This is a genomic window from Actinoplanes sp. L3-i22, from assembly GCF_019704555.1.
Lineage (GTDB): Bacteria > Actinomycetota > Actinomycetes > Mycobacteriales > Micromonosporaceae > Actinoplanes.
Genome location: NZ_AP024745.1, coordinates 3,202,906 through 3,218,708 on the forward strand (window position 1 = coordinate 3,202,906; position 15,803 = coordinate 3,218,708).

Sequence of the window (15,803 nt, forward strand, 5' to 3'; positions counted from 1 at the left end):
CCGTCCGCATCGACGGCACCCACCGCGCGGACGGGATCCCTCGGCATTTCTCCAGGTCAAACCAAGATCAAATACTCTATTGCCTCGGCTGCGGCCAATAACTGATCGTCGCTCCCGCGGGGACCCCTCCGGGCTTCGCAGGGCGCTGGCGCGCCCAGGACGCGAAACCCTACGGGGCGATGTCCGTGGGTGGTCGCGGTTCAGAAGGACCACGCGAACGGCCTGCCGACTGGCGGCGCTGCGGCGCTCCCGGCCGCCGGTGTCGTTGTCTCGTCCGGGTAAGGGTGCCGGATCGGGTCGAAAATGTCGGAGGGTGGGTTTAGCGTCCGGAGGACAGCGTTTCGATGGCAAGGGAGCCTGCGATGACGTCCCGACTCAATCCGTACCTGACGTTCAACGGCAACGCCCGTGAGGCGATGGAGTTCTACCGGTCGGTCTTCGGCGGTGAGCTCCGGGTCAACACGTTCGGCGAGTTCGGCGCGCCGGACGAGTCGATCAAGGACAAAGTGATGCACGCGATGCTGGAGACCCCGCAGGGTTACACGCTGATGGCGTCGGACACCCCGCCGGGCATGCCGTACACCCCCGGCAACACGAACACGGTGAGCCTCAGCGGCGACGCCGGCGACAACCTCCGCGACTTCTGGGAGAAGCTGGCCGACGGCGGCACCGTCCACGTCCCCTTCGAGAAGCAGATGTGGGGCGACGAGTTCGGCCAGCTCGCCGACAAGTTCGGCGTCCCGTGGATGGTCAACGTGGTCGCCGCCTGACAACCCGCACCGTTGGCGGCAGCGGATCACCTCAGCACGCCGGTCGCTCTCGCCCCGGTCGGGCAGTGAGCGACCGGCCTGCGTTTTGACCCCCGGCCGCCCTGCCGGCTGACCGGCGAGCGGCCGGTGCGCGCCTTCCGAAGCGGCCTCCGGCCTCGGCATCGGCTTGGAGGCCGCTGTCGAGGCCGGGGTCGGGGACCAGGTCGGGATCAGCTCAGAGGTCGGCGTCGGGGATGAGGCCGGGTTCAGCTCAGAGGTCGGGGCCGCGGCCGGCTCAGAGGTCGGCGTCGGGGATGAGGTCGGGTTCAGCTCAGAGGTCGGGGCCGCGGCCGGCTCAGAGGTCGGCGTCGGGGATGAGGTCGGGCTCCGGGTCCGGGCCGAGGTCAGGGTCGGGGAGGGCTGAGGGCGGGGTCTCGCCGCGGACCACGGCGAGCACGTCGGCGCCGAACTTGGTGAGTTTGCTCTGGCCGACGCCGCTCACCGTGCCCAACTGGTCGAGGGACGACGGCTCCAGCGTCGCGATCGCCCGCAACGTCTTGTCGTGGAAGATCACGTAAGGCGGGATGGCCTGCTCCTTGGCGACCGAGGCCCGCCACGCCCGCAGGCTCTCGAAGAGCGGCTCGGCCTCGGCCGGGAAGTCGGCGGGCGCCGCCGCCGGCGTGCGCGACCGCGAGGACGACGACGCCGAGCCGCCGCCGCGGAGCCGCTGGGTCGGGATCTCGCGGCGCATCATCAGGGTCACCTCGCCGCGCAGCACCACACCGCTGGTCTCGGTGAGGACCAGCGTGCTGTATTCCCCCTCGACCGCCAGGTAGCCCCCGGCCAGCAGTTGCCGGACCACCCCGCGCCACTCGGTGTCCCGCAGGTCGGCGCCGATCCCGAAGACGCTCAGCTCGTCGTGCCGGAACTGGGTGACCTTGTCGGTGCGCTTGCCGAGCAGGATGTCGATGGACTGGCCGGCGCCGAACTTCTGGTTGCGCTCCTTCTTCAGCCGGAACACCGTGGAGAGCAGTTTCTGCGCGGGCACCGTGCCGTCCCAGGACTCCGGCGGGGTCAGGCAGGTGTCGCAGTTGCCGCACCGGGTGGCCGGCGCCTCCTGATCGAAGTAGGCCAGCAGCCGGGTGCGCCGGCAGGTGACCGTCTCGCACAGCGCGAGCATCGCGTCCAGGTGCCGGTTGGCGTTGCGGCGGTAGTTGAGGTCCCCGTCCGAGCTGTCGATCATCTTGCGCAGCTGGACCACGTCCTGCAGCCCGTAGGAGAGCCAGGCGGTCGAGGGCAGGCCGTCCCGGCCGGCGCGGCCGGTCTCCTGGTAGTAGCCCTCGACGGACTTCGGCAGGTCCAGATGGGCGACGAAGCGCACGTCGGGTTTGTCGATGCCCATGCCGAAGGCGATGGTGGCGACCATGACCAGGCCGTCCTCCCGGAGGAACCGGGACTGGTTCTCGTACCGGGTCTGGGCGCTGAGGCCGGCGTGGTAGGGCAGCGCGGGGATGCCGTTGGCGGACAGGAACTCGGCGTGTTTCTCCACCGAGGCCCGGGAGAGGCAGTAGACGATGCCGGCGTCCCCGGCGTGCTCGGTGCGGAGCAGCTCGAGCAGCTGCCGTTTCGGCTCGTTCTTGCCGACGATCCGGTACTGGATGTTGGGGCGGTCGAAGCTCGCGGTGAAGTGCCGGGCGTCGTTGAGCCGCAGGCGCTCGGCGATCTCGTCGCGGGTGGCGGTGGTCGCGGTGGCGGTCAGCGCGATCCGCGGCACGTCCGGCCAGCGCTCGTGCAGCATCGACAGGGAGAGATAGTCGGGCCGGAAGTCGTGGCCCCACTGGGCGACGCAGTGCGCCTCGTCGATCGCGAACAGCGAGATGTCGCCGCGGTCGAGCAGCCGCTGCACGCCGGGGGTGCCGAGCCCTTCCGGCGCGACGTAGAGCAGGTCCAGCTCGCCGCCGACGAACTCGGCCTCGACCAGGCGGCGCTCGTCGTAGTCCTGCGTCGAGTTGAGGAAGCCGGCCCGGACGCCGAGCGTGCGCAGCGCGTCGACCTGGTCCTGCATCAGCGCGATCAGCGGCGAGATGACCACGCCGGTGCCGGGCCGGACCAGCGCCGGGATCTGATAGCACAGCGACTTGCCGCCGCCGGTCGGCATCAGCACGAGCGCGTCGCCGCCGCCGATCACGTGCTCGACGATCTCGCGCTGCTGACCACGGAACTCCGGATAGCCGAAGACGCGGTTGAGCGCGTCGACGGCGTCGGACACTGGGATCGGGGGAGCGGAAGTCACCCGCCGATACTAGAGAGCCCGACCGACAGTCTGCCCAGCCCTGTGGACAACCCTAAGGAGTGACCGGCAGCCCGACCAGGTCGAGGATCTGCCGCGCGGGGCTGTCCGGGGACGCGATCAGCGTCAGCGTGGCCTTCTGGTCGTGGTGGTGCTCGGCGATCTGGTAGAGCGCCGACACCCCCGCGCTGGCCAGATGGGTCACCCCGGTCAGGTCGACGGTCATCGGCACGGTCCCGCCCCGGCTGCGGCGCAGCAGCTCCACCTGCATCCGCGGGGCCGAGGTCAGGTCGATCGGCCCGTCGACGCGCACCTGGGCCTCGTTGTCGCCGGGCAGCTCGGCGACCAGCATGTCGGGCACCTCCGTGGATCGCACGGGCGCGTCGTCGAAGCTGGTCAGCAGGCGTGCCGGACGGCTCAGCGGATGCCGGACGGTGGCCACCGTGCCGTGCGCCCCCGGCTCCACGCGCAGGCTCTCCACCAGCTGGGTGGTGAGCGCCAGCCCGCGGCCGCGGATCGGCTGCCGCTCGGGCGTGCGCCATCCGCCGTGGTCGGTGACGGTCGCCTCGACCCGGCCGGTGGGCGTGAGCACCGCCCGTACCTCAATCGGGTGTTGACCTTGAGCGTGCTCGATGGCGTTGGTGGCCAGCTCGCCGAGCGCGTGCTGCAGCACGAAGATGTCCTGTTCGGCGGCGCCGAGCTCGAGCAGCCAGGCCTGCAGGCGGGCGCGGGCGCCGCGGAGCTCGGCCGGATCGGGCGGAAGATCAAGGACCAGCGCCGGTACGGGCTCGATCCGCTGCGCCGCCAGCAGCGTGATGTCGTCGGCGTGCCCACCGGCCCGGACCAGCAGCTCGATCGCCTGCCCGCAGACCCGTTCGACAGCGGCCGTCCCGCTCTCCCGCAGCGCCCGCCCGGCCGCCGCGTCGGCCGCCACCCGGGCCAGCTCGGTGGCCGACTCCGGCCCGGCGAGCGGCCGTTCCAGGATCCCGTCGCTGTAGAGGAGCAGCAGGTCACCCGGCTCCAGCCGGTCCTGCCGGACGGGGAAGCCGCCGCCGGTGCCCAGCGGCCCGCCCCCGGTCACCGGCAGGAACCGGGTCGACCCGTCGGCGCCGACCACCAGCGGCGGCGGATGCCCGGCGGTGCAGTACGTCAACTCCCCGTTCGCCGGGTCCAGCTCGGCCAGGCAGACGGTGGTCGCGTGCGCCGCCCGCATCCGCCCGGCGAACCGGTCCGCGGCGGCCAGCGCCTCGGCCGGCGTGGCCCCGGAGTCGAGGCGTTCCTGCAGCACCGCGCGCAGCTGGCCCATCGCCCCGGACGCGGTGATCCCGTGCCCGACCACGTCGCCGACGACCAGGGCGACCCGTCCGTCGGAGCGGGCCACCGCGTCGAACCAGTCGCCGCCGGCCGCGGTGTCCGCGTCGGCGAGCAGGTAGCTGGCCGCGATCTGCAGACCGGGCAGCACCGGCAGGCCGGGCGGCAGCAGCTCCCGCTGCAGCTCGGTGATCACGTCCCGGCTCCGCTCGTAGCGGCGGCGCAGCTGGGCGGCCTCGGCCTCGGCGGCCTGCCGGACCCGGGCCATCTCGGTCACGTCGAAGGCCGCGCCGATCACGCCGATCAGCGACCCGTCGGCGGCCCGCCACGGCATGATCGTGAACGTCACGAAGATCTCGTGCACCGAGCCGTCCGGCTGGTCCAGGTGCACCCGCCACTGCCGGCCGGCGACCGTCTCACCGGTCCGGTAGACCTCGTGGAACACGTCGAGGAACTGCTGGCCGGCGAGGTCGCCGAGGACCTCCCGGCACGGGCGGCCGATCACCTCCCGGCCGGGCAGCACCGCGCGGGTCGCCGCGTTCGCGCCGACCGTCAGCAGCTCGGGTCCCTCGAAGAGGATGACGATGAACGGCAGCTGGTCGACCGCGGCCACCAACGCCGCGATGTCGCCCGCTTCCGGAATGTGCTCGTCCGTCACGAATGACATCGTGCCGGAAACCACGCCGGGTGAACCCGGGGGTCACTCTGCCAGGGGCAGTTCAATCGTGTGCGAGGTGTGCGACGCCTTGGACCGCAGGTAGCGGACATTTGCCGCGGACAGGTGCACACCGGTCGGGATCCGCTGGGTCACCTCGATGCCCAGCGCATCGAGCTGCACGCATTTGTCCGGGTTGTTGCTGAGCAGCCGGATCCGGTCGGCGCCGACCGCGAGGAGCATCTGCGCGGCGACCGTGTAGTCCCGCTCGTCCTCGCCCCGGCCCAGCGCGACGTTCGCCTCGTACGTGTCCAGGCCGTCGTCCTGCAGCGCGTACGCGTCCAGCTTGGCGTACAGCCCGATGCCCCGCCCCTCCTGGCGCAGGTACAGCAGGAACCCGCCCTGCTCGGTGATCCGCTCGGCGGCCTCGCGCAACTGCGGGCCGCAGTCGCAGCGCTGGCTGCCGAACACGTCGCCGGTCAGGCACTCGCTGTGCGGGCGGACCATCGGCGCCCGCCCACCCGCGGCCGACTTGGTCAGCGCCCGCCGCCAGTCGCCGAGGCCCAGCGCGAGATGCTCACGGCCGTCGGCGAGACCGTCGAAGGTCATCACCTGGGCGGTGGTGGCATATCCGTCGGAAAACCGCAGCGGCACGGTCACCTGCCGTCGGACGGTGGCCTTTAACATCGGTCCTCCCCATTGTGATGCCGGTGGCGAAAGCAGTGCCCGAAGATCGGCCGCCGCACACCGCGGATTATCGTGGACGCACGATGGCTGAGCGTCCGTACACCTTGTTGAGCTGTGGCATGTCGATCGACGGTTATCTCGACGACACCACCGAGGAGCGCCTGCTCCTCTCGAACGACGAGGACTTCGACCGGGTCGACGAGGTGCGCGCGAGCTGCGACGCGATCCTGGTCGGCGCGGCGACGATCCGTCAGGACAATCCCCGCCTGCTGGTGCGCTCGGCGGAGCGCCGGGCGGCCCGGGCCGCGCGTGGCGAGCCGGCCAACCCGGTGAAGGTGACCGTGACCGGCCGCTGCGACCTGGACCCGGCGGCCGCGTTCTTCGCCGCCGGCGAGTCGGCGAAGCTGGTCTACTGCGCCACCCCGACGGTCGCCGAGGCGCGCGAGCGACTCGGCGCGGTGGCCACCGTCGTCGACGGCGGCGACCCGGTCGACGTGGATCTCGTCTCGGCCGACCTGGCCGCGCGCGGCGTGCGGCGGCTGATGGTCGAGGGCGGCGGGACCATGCACACCCAGTTCCTCACCCGCGACCTCGCGGACGAGCTGCAGCTGGTCGTCGCGCCGTTCTTCGTCGGCGACTCGCGGGCGCCGCGGTTCGTGCACGACGGGAACTTCCCGGCCGGCCCGAAGAACCGCGCCACGCTGGCCGAGGTCCGCCAGATCGGCGACGTGGTCCTGCTCCGCTACGCCCTGTCCGAACGCTTTCAGTAACGCGGGGGTCAAACCGGGGCCCCGCTCGCGCTGTAGGCGGGCTGCCGAACGGTGGTGCGCCGGATCGGCATCGGCACCGGGGCCGGCGACGTCACGACCACCGCGGGGGAGACCGGGGCGGTGATCCGCACCCGGAAGTTCGGCTGCGCGGCGACCGGCACGACCACCGCGGCCACCGGCTCCGGGACGGCCCGGCGCATCTTCCGCACGGCGCGGACGGCGACCACGATCGCGCCCGGCGCCGCGGCGACGAAGGCGCAGATCCCGTACGCCACCGCGATCGTCACGCCCTGCTCGGCGCTCAGCCCGGCCGCGCCGAACGCCCAGGCCATCACGCCCTCGCGGGGGCCCCAGCCGCCCACGTTCAGCGGGATGCCCATCGCCAGCAGCGCCAGCAGCAGCATCGGGGCGAGCGCCAGGAACGACACCTCGTTGCCGGCCACCCGGGCCGCGACCAGGAACGTCGCCAGGTGCCCGAACAGCACCATCGCCGACGCGAACAGCACGCCCGGCCAGTTCCGCCGGGACAGCAGCCCGGAGCGGATCTCCGAGGCGCCGGTGCGGGCGAGGCCGGCCAGCTTGGAGCCACCCCGGCGCAGCCGCCGGGCGACGCCGACCGCCAGCAGCGCGGCGATCGCGACCAGCGCGACCGTGGCGGCGACGGTCCGGCCGTGCTCGCCGAGCAGGCTCAGCACCGGCGACGGGACGGTGAAAAGCACCGCGGCGCCGACGACCAGCAGGACGATCTGGCCGGCGGTCCGTTCCAGGACCACCGCCCGGACACCGCGCCCCACGTCGCCCTCCTCACGGCCGTGCGAGACGGCCCGCCCGACGTCGCCGAGCACCCCGCCGGGCAGCGCCGCGTTGAGGAACAGCGCCTGGTAGTAGTCGGCGGTCGCGTCCTTCAGCGACAGTCGCATGCCCAGGCCCCGGGCGACCAGGCACCAGCGCCAGGCGCTCAGCACCGTGGTCACCACGCCGATCCCGAAGGCCAGCGCGAGCGTGCCGCCGTCGAGCACCCGCAGCCCGTCCAGGAACGCGCCGGTGCCCAGCCGCCACAGCACCAGCGCGATGATGGCGGCGCCACCCAGCAGGCGGGCCCAGGCCCAGACCGATCGGCTCACTTGTCTTCGTCCCCTCGTCGATCCCTCAGGGACTAGTACGCCCGACCGCCGGGGCTTGGTTCACTCGAAGATCGCTAAAACATCCTTGTGTCCGACCGCGGCCTCCGGCAGATCCCCGAGCCGGGCCGCGAGATAGTCGTCGAACCCCAGGTCAGGGCGCTCTTCGGTGGCCGCGCCGACCCATCCGCGCAACCATTCGGCGGTCAGGTCGGATCGCTGCGGACCGAGCTGCCACGCACTCTCCCGGACGATGACGCGTGCCCCGGCCTTCTCGAAGGCGCGCGCGGCGTAGTCCGGGGCGTCCGGCCCGAGCTTCGCGTCCCGGCGCTGGTGCGCGTTGAACGCGTCCTCCACCTCGGCGTCCCGCGGATCGGCCGGCGTCATCCGCACCCGCCCGGTCACCGAGAGCGTGAACAGCGCGTTCGTCCGGGCCTGCGCGCAGACCTCGACCAGCCGGTCCACCTCGGGCGCGGTCAGCAGGTCCAGCAGCGCCGAGCAGGTGACCAGATCGGCGCCGGTCAGGTCGTTGCGGGTGAGCGCGGTCACGTCGCGCTCGTCGATCGCCACGTTCACCCCCTCCGGCATCCGGTCGGCGGCGATCTCCAGCAGGTCGTGGTCGCGGTCGGTGAGGATCCAGAACTGCGGGACCGGCAGCCGCGGCGCCAGCCAGCGCCCCAGCGAGCCGGTGCCGCAGCCCAGGTCCCGGATCACCTTCACCGGCGCGGGCAGCAGCCCGACCAGCTCCAGGGAGCGGGCGTCGGCGTCGGCGGGCTCGCGCAGGCCCAGCCAGTCGGCGCTGAATTCTCCGGTCATGCGGTTCCTTCCTCGATGTTCTTCAGGATGGCAGCCAGGCGGTGGGCGGTCTGGTCCCAGCCGGTCAGCGTCTCACGGCGGGCGAGGGCCCGGGCCCGCCAGCGTTCCCGCAGCTCACCATCGGTGAGCCAGCCGCGCAGGGCGGCGGCCAGAGCTTGCGGATCTTCCGGGGGCAAAAGCTTTCCGGGTACGACGTCAACCCCGCCCCCGAGCGCCTCCGGCACGCCCCCGACCTCGGTAGCCACCACCGGGAGCCCATGGGCCAGCGCCTCGGTCACCACCATCCCGTAGGTCTCCGCGCGCGACGGCAGCACGAAAAGATCCGCGTTCGCATAGGCGGCTTCGAGTTCAGCGCCCGCCAACGCTCCCGGGAACGCGACCCGGTGCTCGAGCCCGGCCGGCACCGGCGGGATCGTGCCCGTCCCGGCGAAGGTGCACTCCCACGCCAGGTCGGTCAGCTGGGACAGGGCCGCCAGCAGCAGGTCCTGGCCCTTGCGCGGGGTCAGCGACGCCACGCAGAGCAGCCGGTGCCCGCCGGGGGAGGGGACCGCCGGTGTCGCCCGGTCCACCCCGGGCGCCGCGACGTGCACCTCGGCGAGATCGTGCATCGCGGCCACGTGCGCGGCGGCCTGGGTGCTGGTCGCGATGACGCCGGCGGCCAGGTGCAGGGCCCGGCGCTCCAGCGCGCGCAGCTCCGTCGCCGCCGCCGGGGACAGGCCGGTCTCGTCGCTCAGCGGCAGGTGGACCAGCACGACCAGGCGCAGCCGGCCGGCGTGCGGCGCCAGGACCTCCGGGACGCCGCACGAGACCAGGCCGTCGAGCAGGACGGTCGCGTCGTCGGGGAGCTCCGCGAGGACACGGGACATCCGATCCCTGGCGGCGGCGTCGGGACGGGGCCAGTCGCCGGTGACGGTGATCTCGCGTACCGAAGAGAAATCCGGCGAAGCCGCGAGGTGGTTCAGGACCTGGCGGTCGTAGCGATTGCCGCCGCTGGGTGCTGCCGGGTCGTCGATCCCGGCCGGCAGCACCGCGTGGAGCGGGCGGCTCACTTCAGGGTTCGCTCGTAGCTCGCCCAGGCGATGTGCGACTCGTGCAGCGTGACCTCGACGCCGGTGAGGCCGGCGGCGCCCGGGCCGAGCTCGCCGGCGCCGATCCGGACGGCCAGCCGGTCGGCGATCAGCTTGGCCAGGAACTCGGTGGACGTGTTGACGCCGGAGAACTCCGGGTCCTCGTCCAGGTTGCGGTAGCTGAGGCTGCCGCAGATGGTCTTCAGCTGCTCCGACGCCAGGCCGATGTCGACGACGATGTTGTCCTGGTCCAGCTCCGGGCGGCGGAACGTGGCGTCCACCACGAAGGTGGCGCCGTGCAGCCGCTGCGCGGGTCCGAAGACCTCGCCGGAGAAGCTGTGCGCGATCATGATGTGGTCGCGGACGGTGACGCTGAACAAGAGATCTCTCCTCGGTTCGCGGATCTTCAACTGCACAACGGTTACCCGACCGGGAAAGATCAATTCCCGCCGGGGTAGTCGATCACGTGGCAGAGCGCGGGCAGGCTGCCGTCGGCCAGCCGGGGCATCACCGCGGGCAGCTCGCCGAACCCGGACCGGCCGGTGAGCAGCGCCTCGAACCGGTCGTCGCGGAGCAGCTCCAGGGCCAGGCGCAGGCGCTCGGCGTAGGTCCGGCCGCGCTGCGGGAGGATGCCGCCGACCTGGCTGCTCCGGATCGTCAGGCGCCGGGAGTGGAAGTTCTCGCCCAGGCGCAGCGGGACGTCGCGGTCGCCGTACCAGCTCAGCTCGACCACCGTGCCCTCGGTGCGGAGCAGCTCCAGCGAGCGGGCCAGGCCGGCCGGGTTGGCGCTGGCGTGGATCACCAGGTCCCGGTCGCCGGTCGCCGCCTCGGGCAGCGCGAAGCCCACGCCGAGCGCGTCGGCGACCGCCTTACGGGCCGGGTCGGCGTCGACGAGCTGCACGTCGGCGGCGGGGAAGCCGGCCAGGATCGCGGCGACCGAGGAGCCGACCATGCCGCCGCCGACGACGGTGATCCGGTCGCCCAGCTGCGGGGCGGCGTCCCAGACGGCGTTCACCGCGGTCTCGACGGTGCCGGTGAGGACGGCCCGGTGGGCGGGGACGCCGTCGGGGACCGGTGTGACGCTGCTCTCCGGGAGCACGTAGTGGGTCTGGTGCGGATAGAGGGCGAAAACGGTCCGCCCGGCGAGCTCGGCGGGGCCTTTCTCGACCACGCCGACGTTCAGGTAGCCGTACTTCACCGGCCCCGGGAAATCGCCGTCCTGGAACGGCGCCCGCATCGAACCCCACTGGCTCTCCGGCACCCGCCCCTGGAAGACCAGCGTCTCGGTGCCCCGGCTCACCCCGGTGTGCAGGGTGCGCACCAGCACCTCGCCGGGACCGGGCGCCGGCACCGTTTCGATGCGTAACTCGCCCGATCCGGGGGAAGTGACCCAAAAGGCCCTCGCGTCGACCACGTTGAAACTCCTCTGAACCGAAAGTCCCCGACAAGCGTGTGTGTGGAGGACAGCGCGGTTCAGACCCTAGGCCAGGAGGCATGGTGACCATCACTACCGCCACGACGACCCCGTACCGGGCGCCTTTCGCCGGGTTCGCGGCCCAGCTCGCGCTCATCGCGGTGCTGGCCGGGACGACGGGACTCACGATGGCCGGTGGGATCGCCGGGATCGCGTACGGCGTGGTCCTCTGCGGCCTGCTCGGCGCGGCCCTGGACCGGGCCCAGATGACGTTCCTGGGCTGGGCGAACCTGGTCACGTTCAGCCGGGCCATCCTGACCGGCGGGGTGACCGCGATGGTGACCAGCTCGATCCTCGGTCACGAGATCCCGGTCTGGCTGCTGGTCACGATCGCCTCGGTGGCCCTGGCCCTGGACGGCGTCGACGGGCAGGTGGCCCGCCGCACCGGCACCACCTCGTCGCTCGGCGCGCGCTTCGACATGGAGGTCGACGCGTTCCTGATCCTGGTCCTGAGCATCTACGCGGCCGTCTCCTACGGCTGGTGGGCGCTGGCGATCGGCGCGTTCCGGTACGCGTTCGTCGCCGCCTCCTGGGCGCTGCCCTGGCTGAACGCGGCGCTCCCGCCCCGGTTCGGCCGCAAGGTCGTCGCCGCCCAGCAGGGCGTGCTGCTCGCCCTGGTCGCCTCCGGCCTGCTGCCGGCCTGGGCGTCGATCGGCGTGCTGGCCATCGCGCTCGGCTCGCTGACCTGGTCGTTCGGCCGGGACATCGTCTGGCTGCACAAGGCCTCGCAGGTCCGGGCGGCGGCGCGGACCCGCTGGTCGGCCGGCTCGATGACGTTGGTCGCCAGCCGCTTCTGACCCGCGGAACTACTGCACCCGCCTGATCGTTTCCGGACGCGCTGCCGGAACGACGTCCGGGTGCAGGATCGCCGCGATCGCCTCGACCCCGTCCACCAGCCGCGGCCCCGGGCGCACCACCAGCCCGTCCCCGTCGATCGCCCACACCTGGGCTCCGGGGAAGTGCGACCGCACCGACTCGGCCTGCCGCACCGCGCCGGCCAGGTGATATCCGCACGGCGTGACGAGCACGACGTCGGGCCCGGGCGCGGCGAGCTCGGCCCAGGACACCTGCACCGACCGCTTCCCGGGCCGTGCCGCGACCGGCTCACCCCCGGCCGCGGTGACCAGATCGGGCACCCAGTGCCCACCGGTGAACGGCGGATCCACCCACTCCACGACGGCCACTTTCGGTCGCGGCCGGCCCGCGACCGCCGTCTCGACCCGCCCCAGGCGGGCCTTCAGATCAGCGACCAGGTCAAGGGCCCTGTCCCGGACGCCGGTGGCCGCGCCCACCTCGACGAACGTCCCCAGCACGTCGGCCAGGGTGTGCGGGTCGAGACTGAGCACGTCGGCCCGGCAGCCCAGGTGGGTGAGCGCGTCGTCCACGTGCCCGGACGGCAGCGCGCACACCCGGCACAGGTCCTGGGTGAGGATGAGATCCGGCGCCAGCCCGGCGAGCGCGTCCGCGTGCAGGGTGTAGAGATCGCCACCCACCGCCAGCTGGGTCCGCACGTAGTCGTCGATCTGGCCCGGGGTCATGTCCCGGGTGTCGCGCCCGCCGACCACCACGGTGTTCGCCGAGCGGGCGGCGGCCGGTTCGTCGCACTCGAACGTCACACCGACCAGGTCGTCCCCCAGCCCCAGGGCATAGACGATCTCGGTGGCGGACGGCAGCAGGGAGACCAGACGCATACCCCTGACCATAGGCCGAAAGTCTGATACCGGGACCCGGGAATACCACCGTGGTCCGATGCGGCCGGCGGGCACCGAGGTCGATGCTGAACGTCATCGCAGCTCTCTTGGAAGGGGATCCGGAGATGACGACCGCGCCGCTCACCGGGACGACGACCGCACCACTGCCCGAGCCCGCCCCACCCGTGGATCCGACCGCGCGCCTGTCGGACGGGGACGCGCTCGTGCTGGACTACCTCGCGGCGCTCTGGGCGGCCAGCGAGGACCTGCCCGCCGAGCTGCGCGACGAGTTGATGCGCACGGTCAGCGACTACGTGGCGGCCCGCCGCGCGCCGGGCGCCGACGCCGGCCCGGTGCTCAGCCGGTTAGGGCCGCCGGCGGACCTGGCCGCGGCGACCCGGCGGGGCTACCTCCCGGTGCACCTGCGCCTGCCGGTGCCCGGGCCGGCGCCGGAGCGGCAGCCCCGGGTCACGGTGGTCGGCGGCGCCGAGTCGGCGGCGCTCGCGCTGCTGATCGGCGGGGCGTTCCTGCTGCCGGTGATCAGCCCGGCCGCCGGCATGCTGATCGCCACCGGCTCGGCCCGCTGGACCCCGGCCCAGAAAGCGGCCGGCTGGCTCCTGACCGCGGGCTCGGCGGCCGCCGCGTTCCTGACGGTCCTGGTCCTGGCCAGCTTCTACGTGTCGGCCGGGCCGGTCCTGGTCCTGGGCTACCTGGCCGCGTGCGCCGGCTCGGTGGTGGCCGGCCTGGTCCTGCTGGCCGGCATGCGCCCGCGCCCGGCGTCCTAGCCGGCGCGCACCCGCCGCCGGGCGGCCCGGCGACATCGCGCGGGCCGGCCCGGTCAGGCGGCGGGGTCAGGTGGCGGGGGACAGGGGATCGGCGGGGACGCCCAGGATCTCGGTCAGGACCTGGTTCCAGACGGCCCGCGGCGGCATCTCGTGCCCGACCCCCTCCAGCCAGACCAGCCGTGACCCGGGGATGACCCGCGCCAGCTCCCGCGGATGCTCCGCGGGGAACCGGTGGTCCAGCGTCCCGTGCAGGATCAGCGTCGGCACCTCGATGGTGGCCAGCCGGTCCCGCACCGGTGGCCCGTAGCCCGCCTGCCGATGGTTGAGCCGGGCCGCCCCCAGATTCCCGGACCGGTCGAAGACCCGCTCGGCGAGGCGCCGCAGCTGTGGCTCGTCCGGCGTGAACGGCCCGCCCCGGGCCCGGATCTCGGCGATCAGGCAGCTCACCGCGGCCCGCCGGTTCGACCAGTCGACCTCGTCGGTCGTGGCGCGGACCCGCACCGAGACGCCCGGGGCGCTCCGGACCGCGAGCGCGGTCACCCCGGCGAGCACCGGCGTCGCGTCCGGGCCGAGGCCGGCGCTGGTCGCGATCAGGGTGAGCGAGAGGACCCGGTGTGGGTGCTCGACGGCGATCCGCTGGGCGAGCGCGCCGCCCAGGGACAGCCCGACCAGGTGCGCGGCGGGCACGCCGAGCGCGTCGAGGAGGCCGAGCGCGTCGTTCATCAGGTCCACACCCGAGTACGACGCCCCGGCTGGGAACGCGCTGGATCGGCCGGTGTCCCGATGGTCGTAGCGGATGACGAACCGTCCGCCGGCGGCCAGCCGGCGGCAGAACTCGTCGTCCCACCAGTCCATCGAGCTGGCCTCGCCCGCGAGCAGCAGGAGAGGCGGATCGGTGCGTTCACCGAAGGTTTCCAGGCACACCTGGATGCCGTTGACCGGCATCATCGTCTCGGTCACCACCAGGCCATTGTGGCGGTGCTCACCGACAGTCAGGTTAAAACGGGATCACAACGGATGACGAGATCAATGTGAACAGATCGGGCCCGTTGCCGTCCGATAAGTGATCATGCGACGGAACTGCGGAGTTCACGAGGTCACGCCCGGCTCTGTGGTTGACTCCGACTCGTGAGATTACCCGAAATGTCGGAATTTGAGCCGCACCGGACGGAGCTGGACGCCGCCTTCGAGGGGACCCGGGTCCCCGGGCTCCGGGCCGAGTTCTTCCGCCGTCCCGACGGGGAGCGGATCGCCAGCGTGGGCCGCTACTCGCTCGGCGGCGAGGAGTTGCTGCTCGCCTGGGGGTACGTGGACGAGGAGCACTGCCGGCACAACGCCGTACGCAAGGAATCCGGGGGTTGGTATCCGGCGGAAGCCGGATGTCCGAAGGTGGAGCTGATTAAGGACGGCCAGGCCGTGATCGGCCTGGCCGTGCGCGCGCCCACGGGCGAATGGGTGCGCGCGGTGGGTGGCTGAGGAGCCGCGATCCCGGCGGGACCGCGGCCGGGTCAGTGCGAGGTCTCCGCGGCGGTGACCGTGGCCCGGGACTGGTTGCGGACGATCCGCAGCGAGACGCCGGTCAGCGCGATGGCCACCAGGAAGAGCGTGAGGTGCAGGTACGGGTTCACGATCGGGACGAATCCGATCACCGCGACCGGGATCTGCACCACCGCGATCAGTGCGGCGGTCAGCCAGGTGCGGCGGCCGCTCCAGAGCATCAGGGTCCACACCGGCGCCGACACGACGAGCAGGGTGAGCGCGTCGAGAACGGCATGGAAGTAGACGTTGTGGACATTGTTGTGGGCGAACGCCTGGGCCGGCGCGGCGATCCAGAGACCGGCGACGAGGACGGCGAGAACGACAGCGGCACGACGCATGGGGTTCCTCCAGCGTTATCAGACCGTTGCTCCGAGTAATCACGGTATAAAGCGGCAGGTGTCCCGTAAAGCCTCACGCCGATTCACTCCCTCTATTGGCACGTTCGCTGTCCGTACGAACGATCTTGCCTGAACGGGCCACTGTGACGGTCAGTGATGATCACTAGCCTGCTGACGTGCGGTTGATCGAGATGGCTATGGCGGCAGCGGTGACGGTGAGTATTTCCGGCGTTTCTTACGCTGCGTTGAACCCGGACACCCTCAAGGCTGACACCCAGGTGGTGGCCGACCGGGCGACGTGCCGGACGGTGGAGACGGCGATCGTCGGCTACATCGCCCTGAACGACGCCGATCCGACGTCGATCACGCAGTTGGCGGCGTACGTCGACGGCGACATCTCCGCCTACTCCATCGTCGACGGACGCGCCGCCGGCCCCGGCTGCTGAGTTTCTGGTATACCAGAATTCACGGGCCCGCAACGCGCCGACCCCGGTCGATAACATTCGATCC

Annotated in this window: 17 protein-coding genes; 6 read left to right on the forward strand and 11 right to left on the reverse strand. The window is 72.3% G+C overall.

Annotation, left to right across the window (positions count from 1 at the left end):
- Positions 1 to 362: 362 nt before the first annotated feature.
- On the forward strand, positions 363 to 770 hold the full coding sequence (locus tag L3i22_RS14160) for a VOC family protein (RefSeq protein ID WP_221327426.1): 408 nt from the start codon (positions 363 to 365) through the stop codon (positions 768 to 770).
- Positions 771 to 1,104: 334 nt separating this feature from the next.
- Here L3i22_RS14160 and recQ read toward each other — a convergent pair whose 3' ends face one another.
- From recQ to ribA, 3 genes are read right to left on the reverse strand one after another with little or no spacing between them, the layout of a single operon-like run.
- A complete protein-coding gene (gene recQ, locus L3i22_RS14165) occupies positions 1,105 to 3,042 on the reverse strand; it encodes a DNA helicase RecQ (RefSeq protein WP_221327427.1) in 1,938 nt (645 codons plus the stop codon).
- Positions 3,043 to 3,094: 52 nt separating this feature from the next.
- Complete coding sequence (locus L3i22_RS14170) at positions 3,095 to 5,008, reverse strand: SpoIIE family protein phosphatase (RefSeq protein ID WP_370644464.1); 1,914 nt, start codon at positions 5,006 to 5,008, stop codon at positions 3,095 to 3,097.
- 42 nt (positions 5,009 to 5,050) lie between these two features.
- Positions 5,051 to 5,692, reverse strand: a complete 642-nt coding sequence (gene ribA / locus L3i22_RS14175) for a GTP cyclohydrolase II (RefSeq protein WP_221327429.1) — start codon at positions 5,690 to 5,692, stop codon at positions 5,051 to 5,053.
- Positions 5,693 to 5,775: 83 nt separating this feature from the next.
- Here ribA and L3i22_RS14180 point away from each other — a divergent pair, with 83 nt between their 5' ends.
- A complete protein-coding gene (locus L3i22_RS14180) occupies positions 5,776 to 6,462 on the forward strand; it encodes a dihydrofolate reductase family protein (protein WP_221327430.1) in 687 nt (228 codons plus the stop codon).
- A gap of 8 nt (positions 6,463 to 6,470) precedes the next feature.
- Here L3i22_RS14180 and L3i22_RS14185 read toward each other — a convergent pair whose 3' ends face one another.
- From L3i22_RS14185 to L3i22_RS14205, 5 genes are read right to left on the reverse strand one after another with little or no spacing between them, the layout of a single operon-like run.
- Complete coding sequence (locus L3i22_RS14185; protein WP_221327431.1) at positions 6,471 to 7,586, reverse strand: lysylphosphatidylglycerol synthase transmembrane domain-containing protein; 1,116 nt, start codon at positions 7,584 to 7,586, stop codon at positions 6,471 to 6,473.
- A gap of 60 nt (positions 7,587 to 7,646) precedes the next feature.
- A complete protein-coding gene (locus tag L3i22_RS14190) occupies positions 7,647 to 8,399 on the reverse strand; it encodes a class I SAM-dependent methyltransferase (RefSeq protein WP_221327432.1) in 753 nt (250 codons plus the stop codon).
- Positions 8,396 to 9,448: a glycosyltransferase family 4 protein gene (locus L3i22_RS14195; RefSeq protein WP_221327433.1), complete on the reverse strand. Its 1,053-nt coding sequence runs from the start codon at positions 9,446 to 9,448 to the stop codon at positions 8,396 to 8,398. The genes L3i22_RS14190 and L3i22_RS14195 overlap by 4 nt, the downstream gene beginning before the upstream one ends.
- The gene (locus tag L3i22_RS14200) at positions 9,445 to 9,846 is read right to left on the reverse strand and encodes a 6-carboxytetrahydropterin synthase (RefSeq protein WP_221327434.1); all 402 of its coding nucleotides are present in this window, start codon (positions 9,844 to 9,846) and stop codon (positions 9,445 to 9,447) included. The genes L3i22_RS14195 and L3i22_RS14200 overlap by 4 nt, the downstream gene beginning before the upstream one ends.
- A gap of 59 nt (positions 9,847 to 9,905) precedes the next feature.
- Positions 9,906 to 10,880 (reverse strand): zinc-binding alcohol dehydrogenase, encoded by a 975-nt coding sequence (locus L3i22_RS14205; RefSeq protein ID WP_221327435.1) that lies wholly within the window; start codon positions 10,878 to 10,880, stop codon positions 9,906 to 9,908.
- 83 nt (positions 10,881 to 10,963) lie between these two features.
- Between L3i22_RS14205 and L3i22_RS14210 the strand changes: the two genes are divergently transcribed.
- Positions 10,964 to 11,737 (forward strand): CDP-alcohol phosphatidyltransferase family protein, encoded by a 774-nt coding sequence (locus tag L3i22_RS14210; protein ID WP_221327436.1) that lies wholly within the window; start codon positions 10,964 to 10,966, stop codon positions 11,735 to 11,737.
- Between the two features lie 9 nt (positions 11,738 to 11,746).
- Here L3i22_RS14210 and L3i22_RS14215 read toward each other — a convergent pair whose 3' ends face one another.
- A complete protein-coding gene (locus tag L3i22_RS14215) occupies positions 11,747 to 12,631 on the reverse strand; it encodes an ABC transporter substrate-binding protein (RefSeq protein WP_221327437.1) in 885 nt (294 codons plus the stop codon).
- A gap of 353 nt (positions 12,632 to 12,984) precedes the next feature.
- Here L3i22_RS14215 and L3i22_RS14220 point away from each other — a divergent pair, with 353 nt between their 5' ends.
- The gene (locus L3i22_RS14220; RefSeq protein ID WP_255658217.1) at positions 12,985 to 13,416 is read left to right on the forward strand and encodes a hypothetical protein; all 432 of its coding nucleotides are present in this window, start codon (positions 12,985 to 12,987) and stop codon (positions 13,414 to 13,416) included.
- Positions 13,417 to 13,482: 66 nt separating this feature from the next.
- Here the strand turns inward: L3i22_RS14220 and L3i22_RS14225 are convergent, their stop codons facing one another.
- Positions 13,483 to 14,379, reverse strand: coding sequence for an alpha/beta hydrolase (locus tag L3i22_RS14225; protein WP_255658218.1), 897 nt, complete (start codon positions 14,377 to 14,379; stop codon positions 13,483 to 13,485).
- A 180-nt stretch (positions 14,380 to 14,559) separates the two neighbouring features.
- On the opposite strand from L3i22_RS14225, the gene L3i22_RS14230 reads away from it, so the two are divergent.
- On the forward strand, positions 14,560 to 14,892 hold the full coding sequence (locus L3i22_RS14230; RefSeq protein WP_221327438.1) for a hypothetical protein: 333 nt from the start codon (positions 14,560 to 14,562) through the stop codon (positions 14,890 to 14,892).
- Between the two features lie 32 nt (positions 14,893 to 14,924).
- On the opposite strand, the gene L3i22_RS14235 is transcribed toward L3i22_RS14230, so the two are convergent.
- Positions 14,925 to 15,293 (reverse strand): hypothetical protein, encoded by a 369-nt coding sequence (locus L3i22_RS14235; RefSeq protein WP_221327439.1) that lies wholly within the window; start codon positions 15,291 to 15,293, stop codon positions 14,925 to 14,927.
- Between the two features lie 176 nt (positions 15,294 to 15,469).
- On the opposite strand from L3i22_RS14235, the gene L3i22_RS14240 reads away from it, so the two are divergent.
- Positions 15,470 to 15,739 carry a hypothetical protein gene (locus L3i22_RS14240; RefSeq protein WP_221327440.1) on the forward strand — a complete coding sequence of 90 codons (270 nt, stop codon included), beginning with the start codon at positions 15,470 to 15,472 and terminating at the stop codon, positions 15,737 to 15,739.
- Positions 15,740 to 15,803 lie beyond the last annotated feature (64 nt).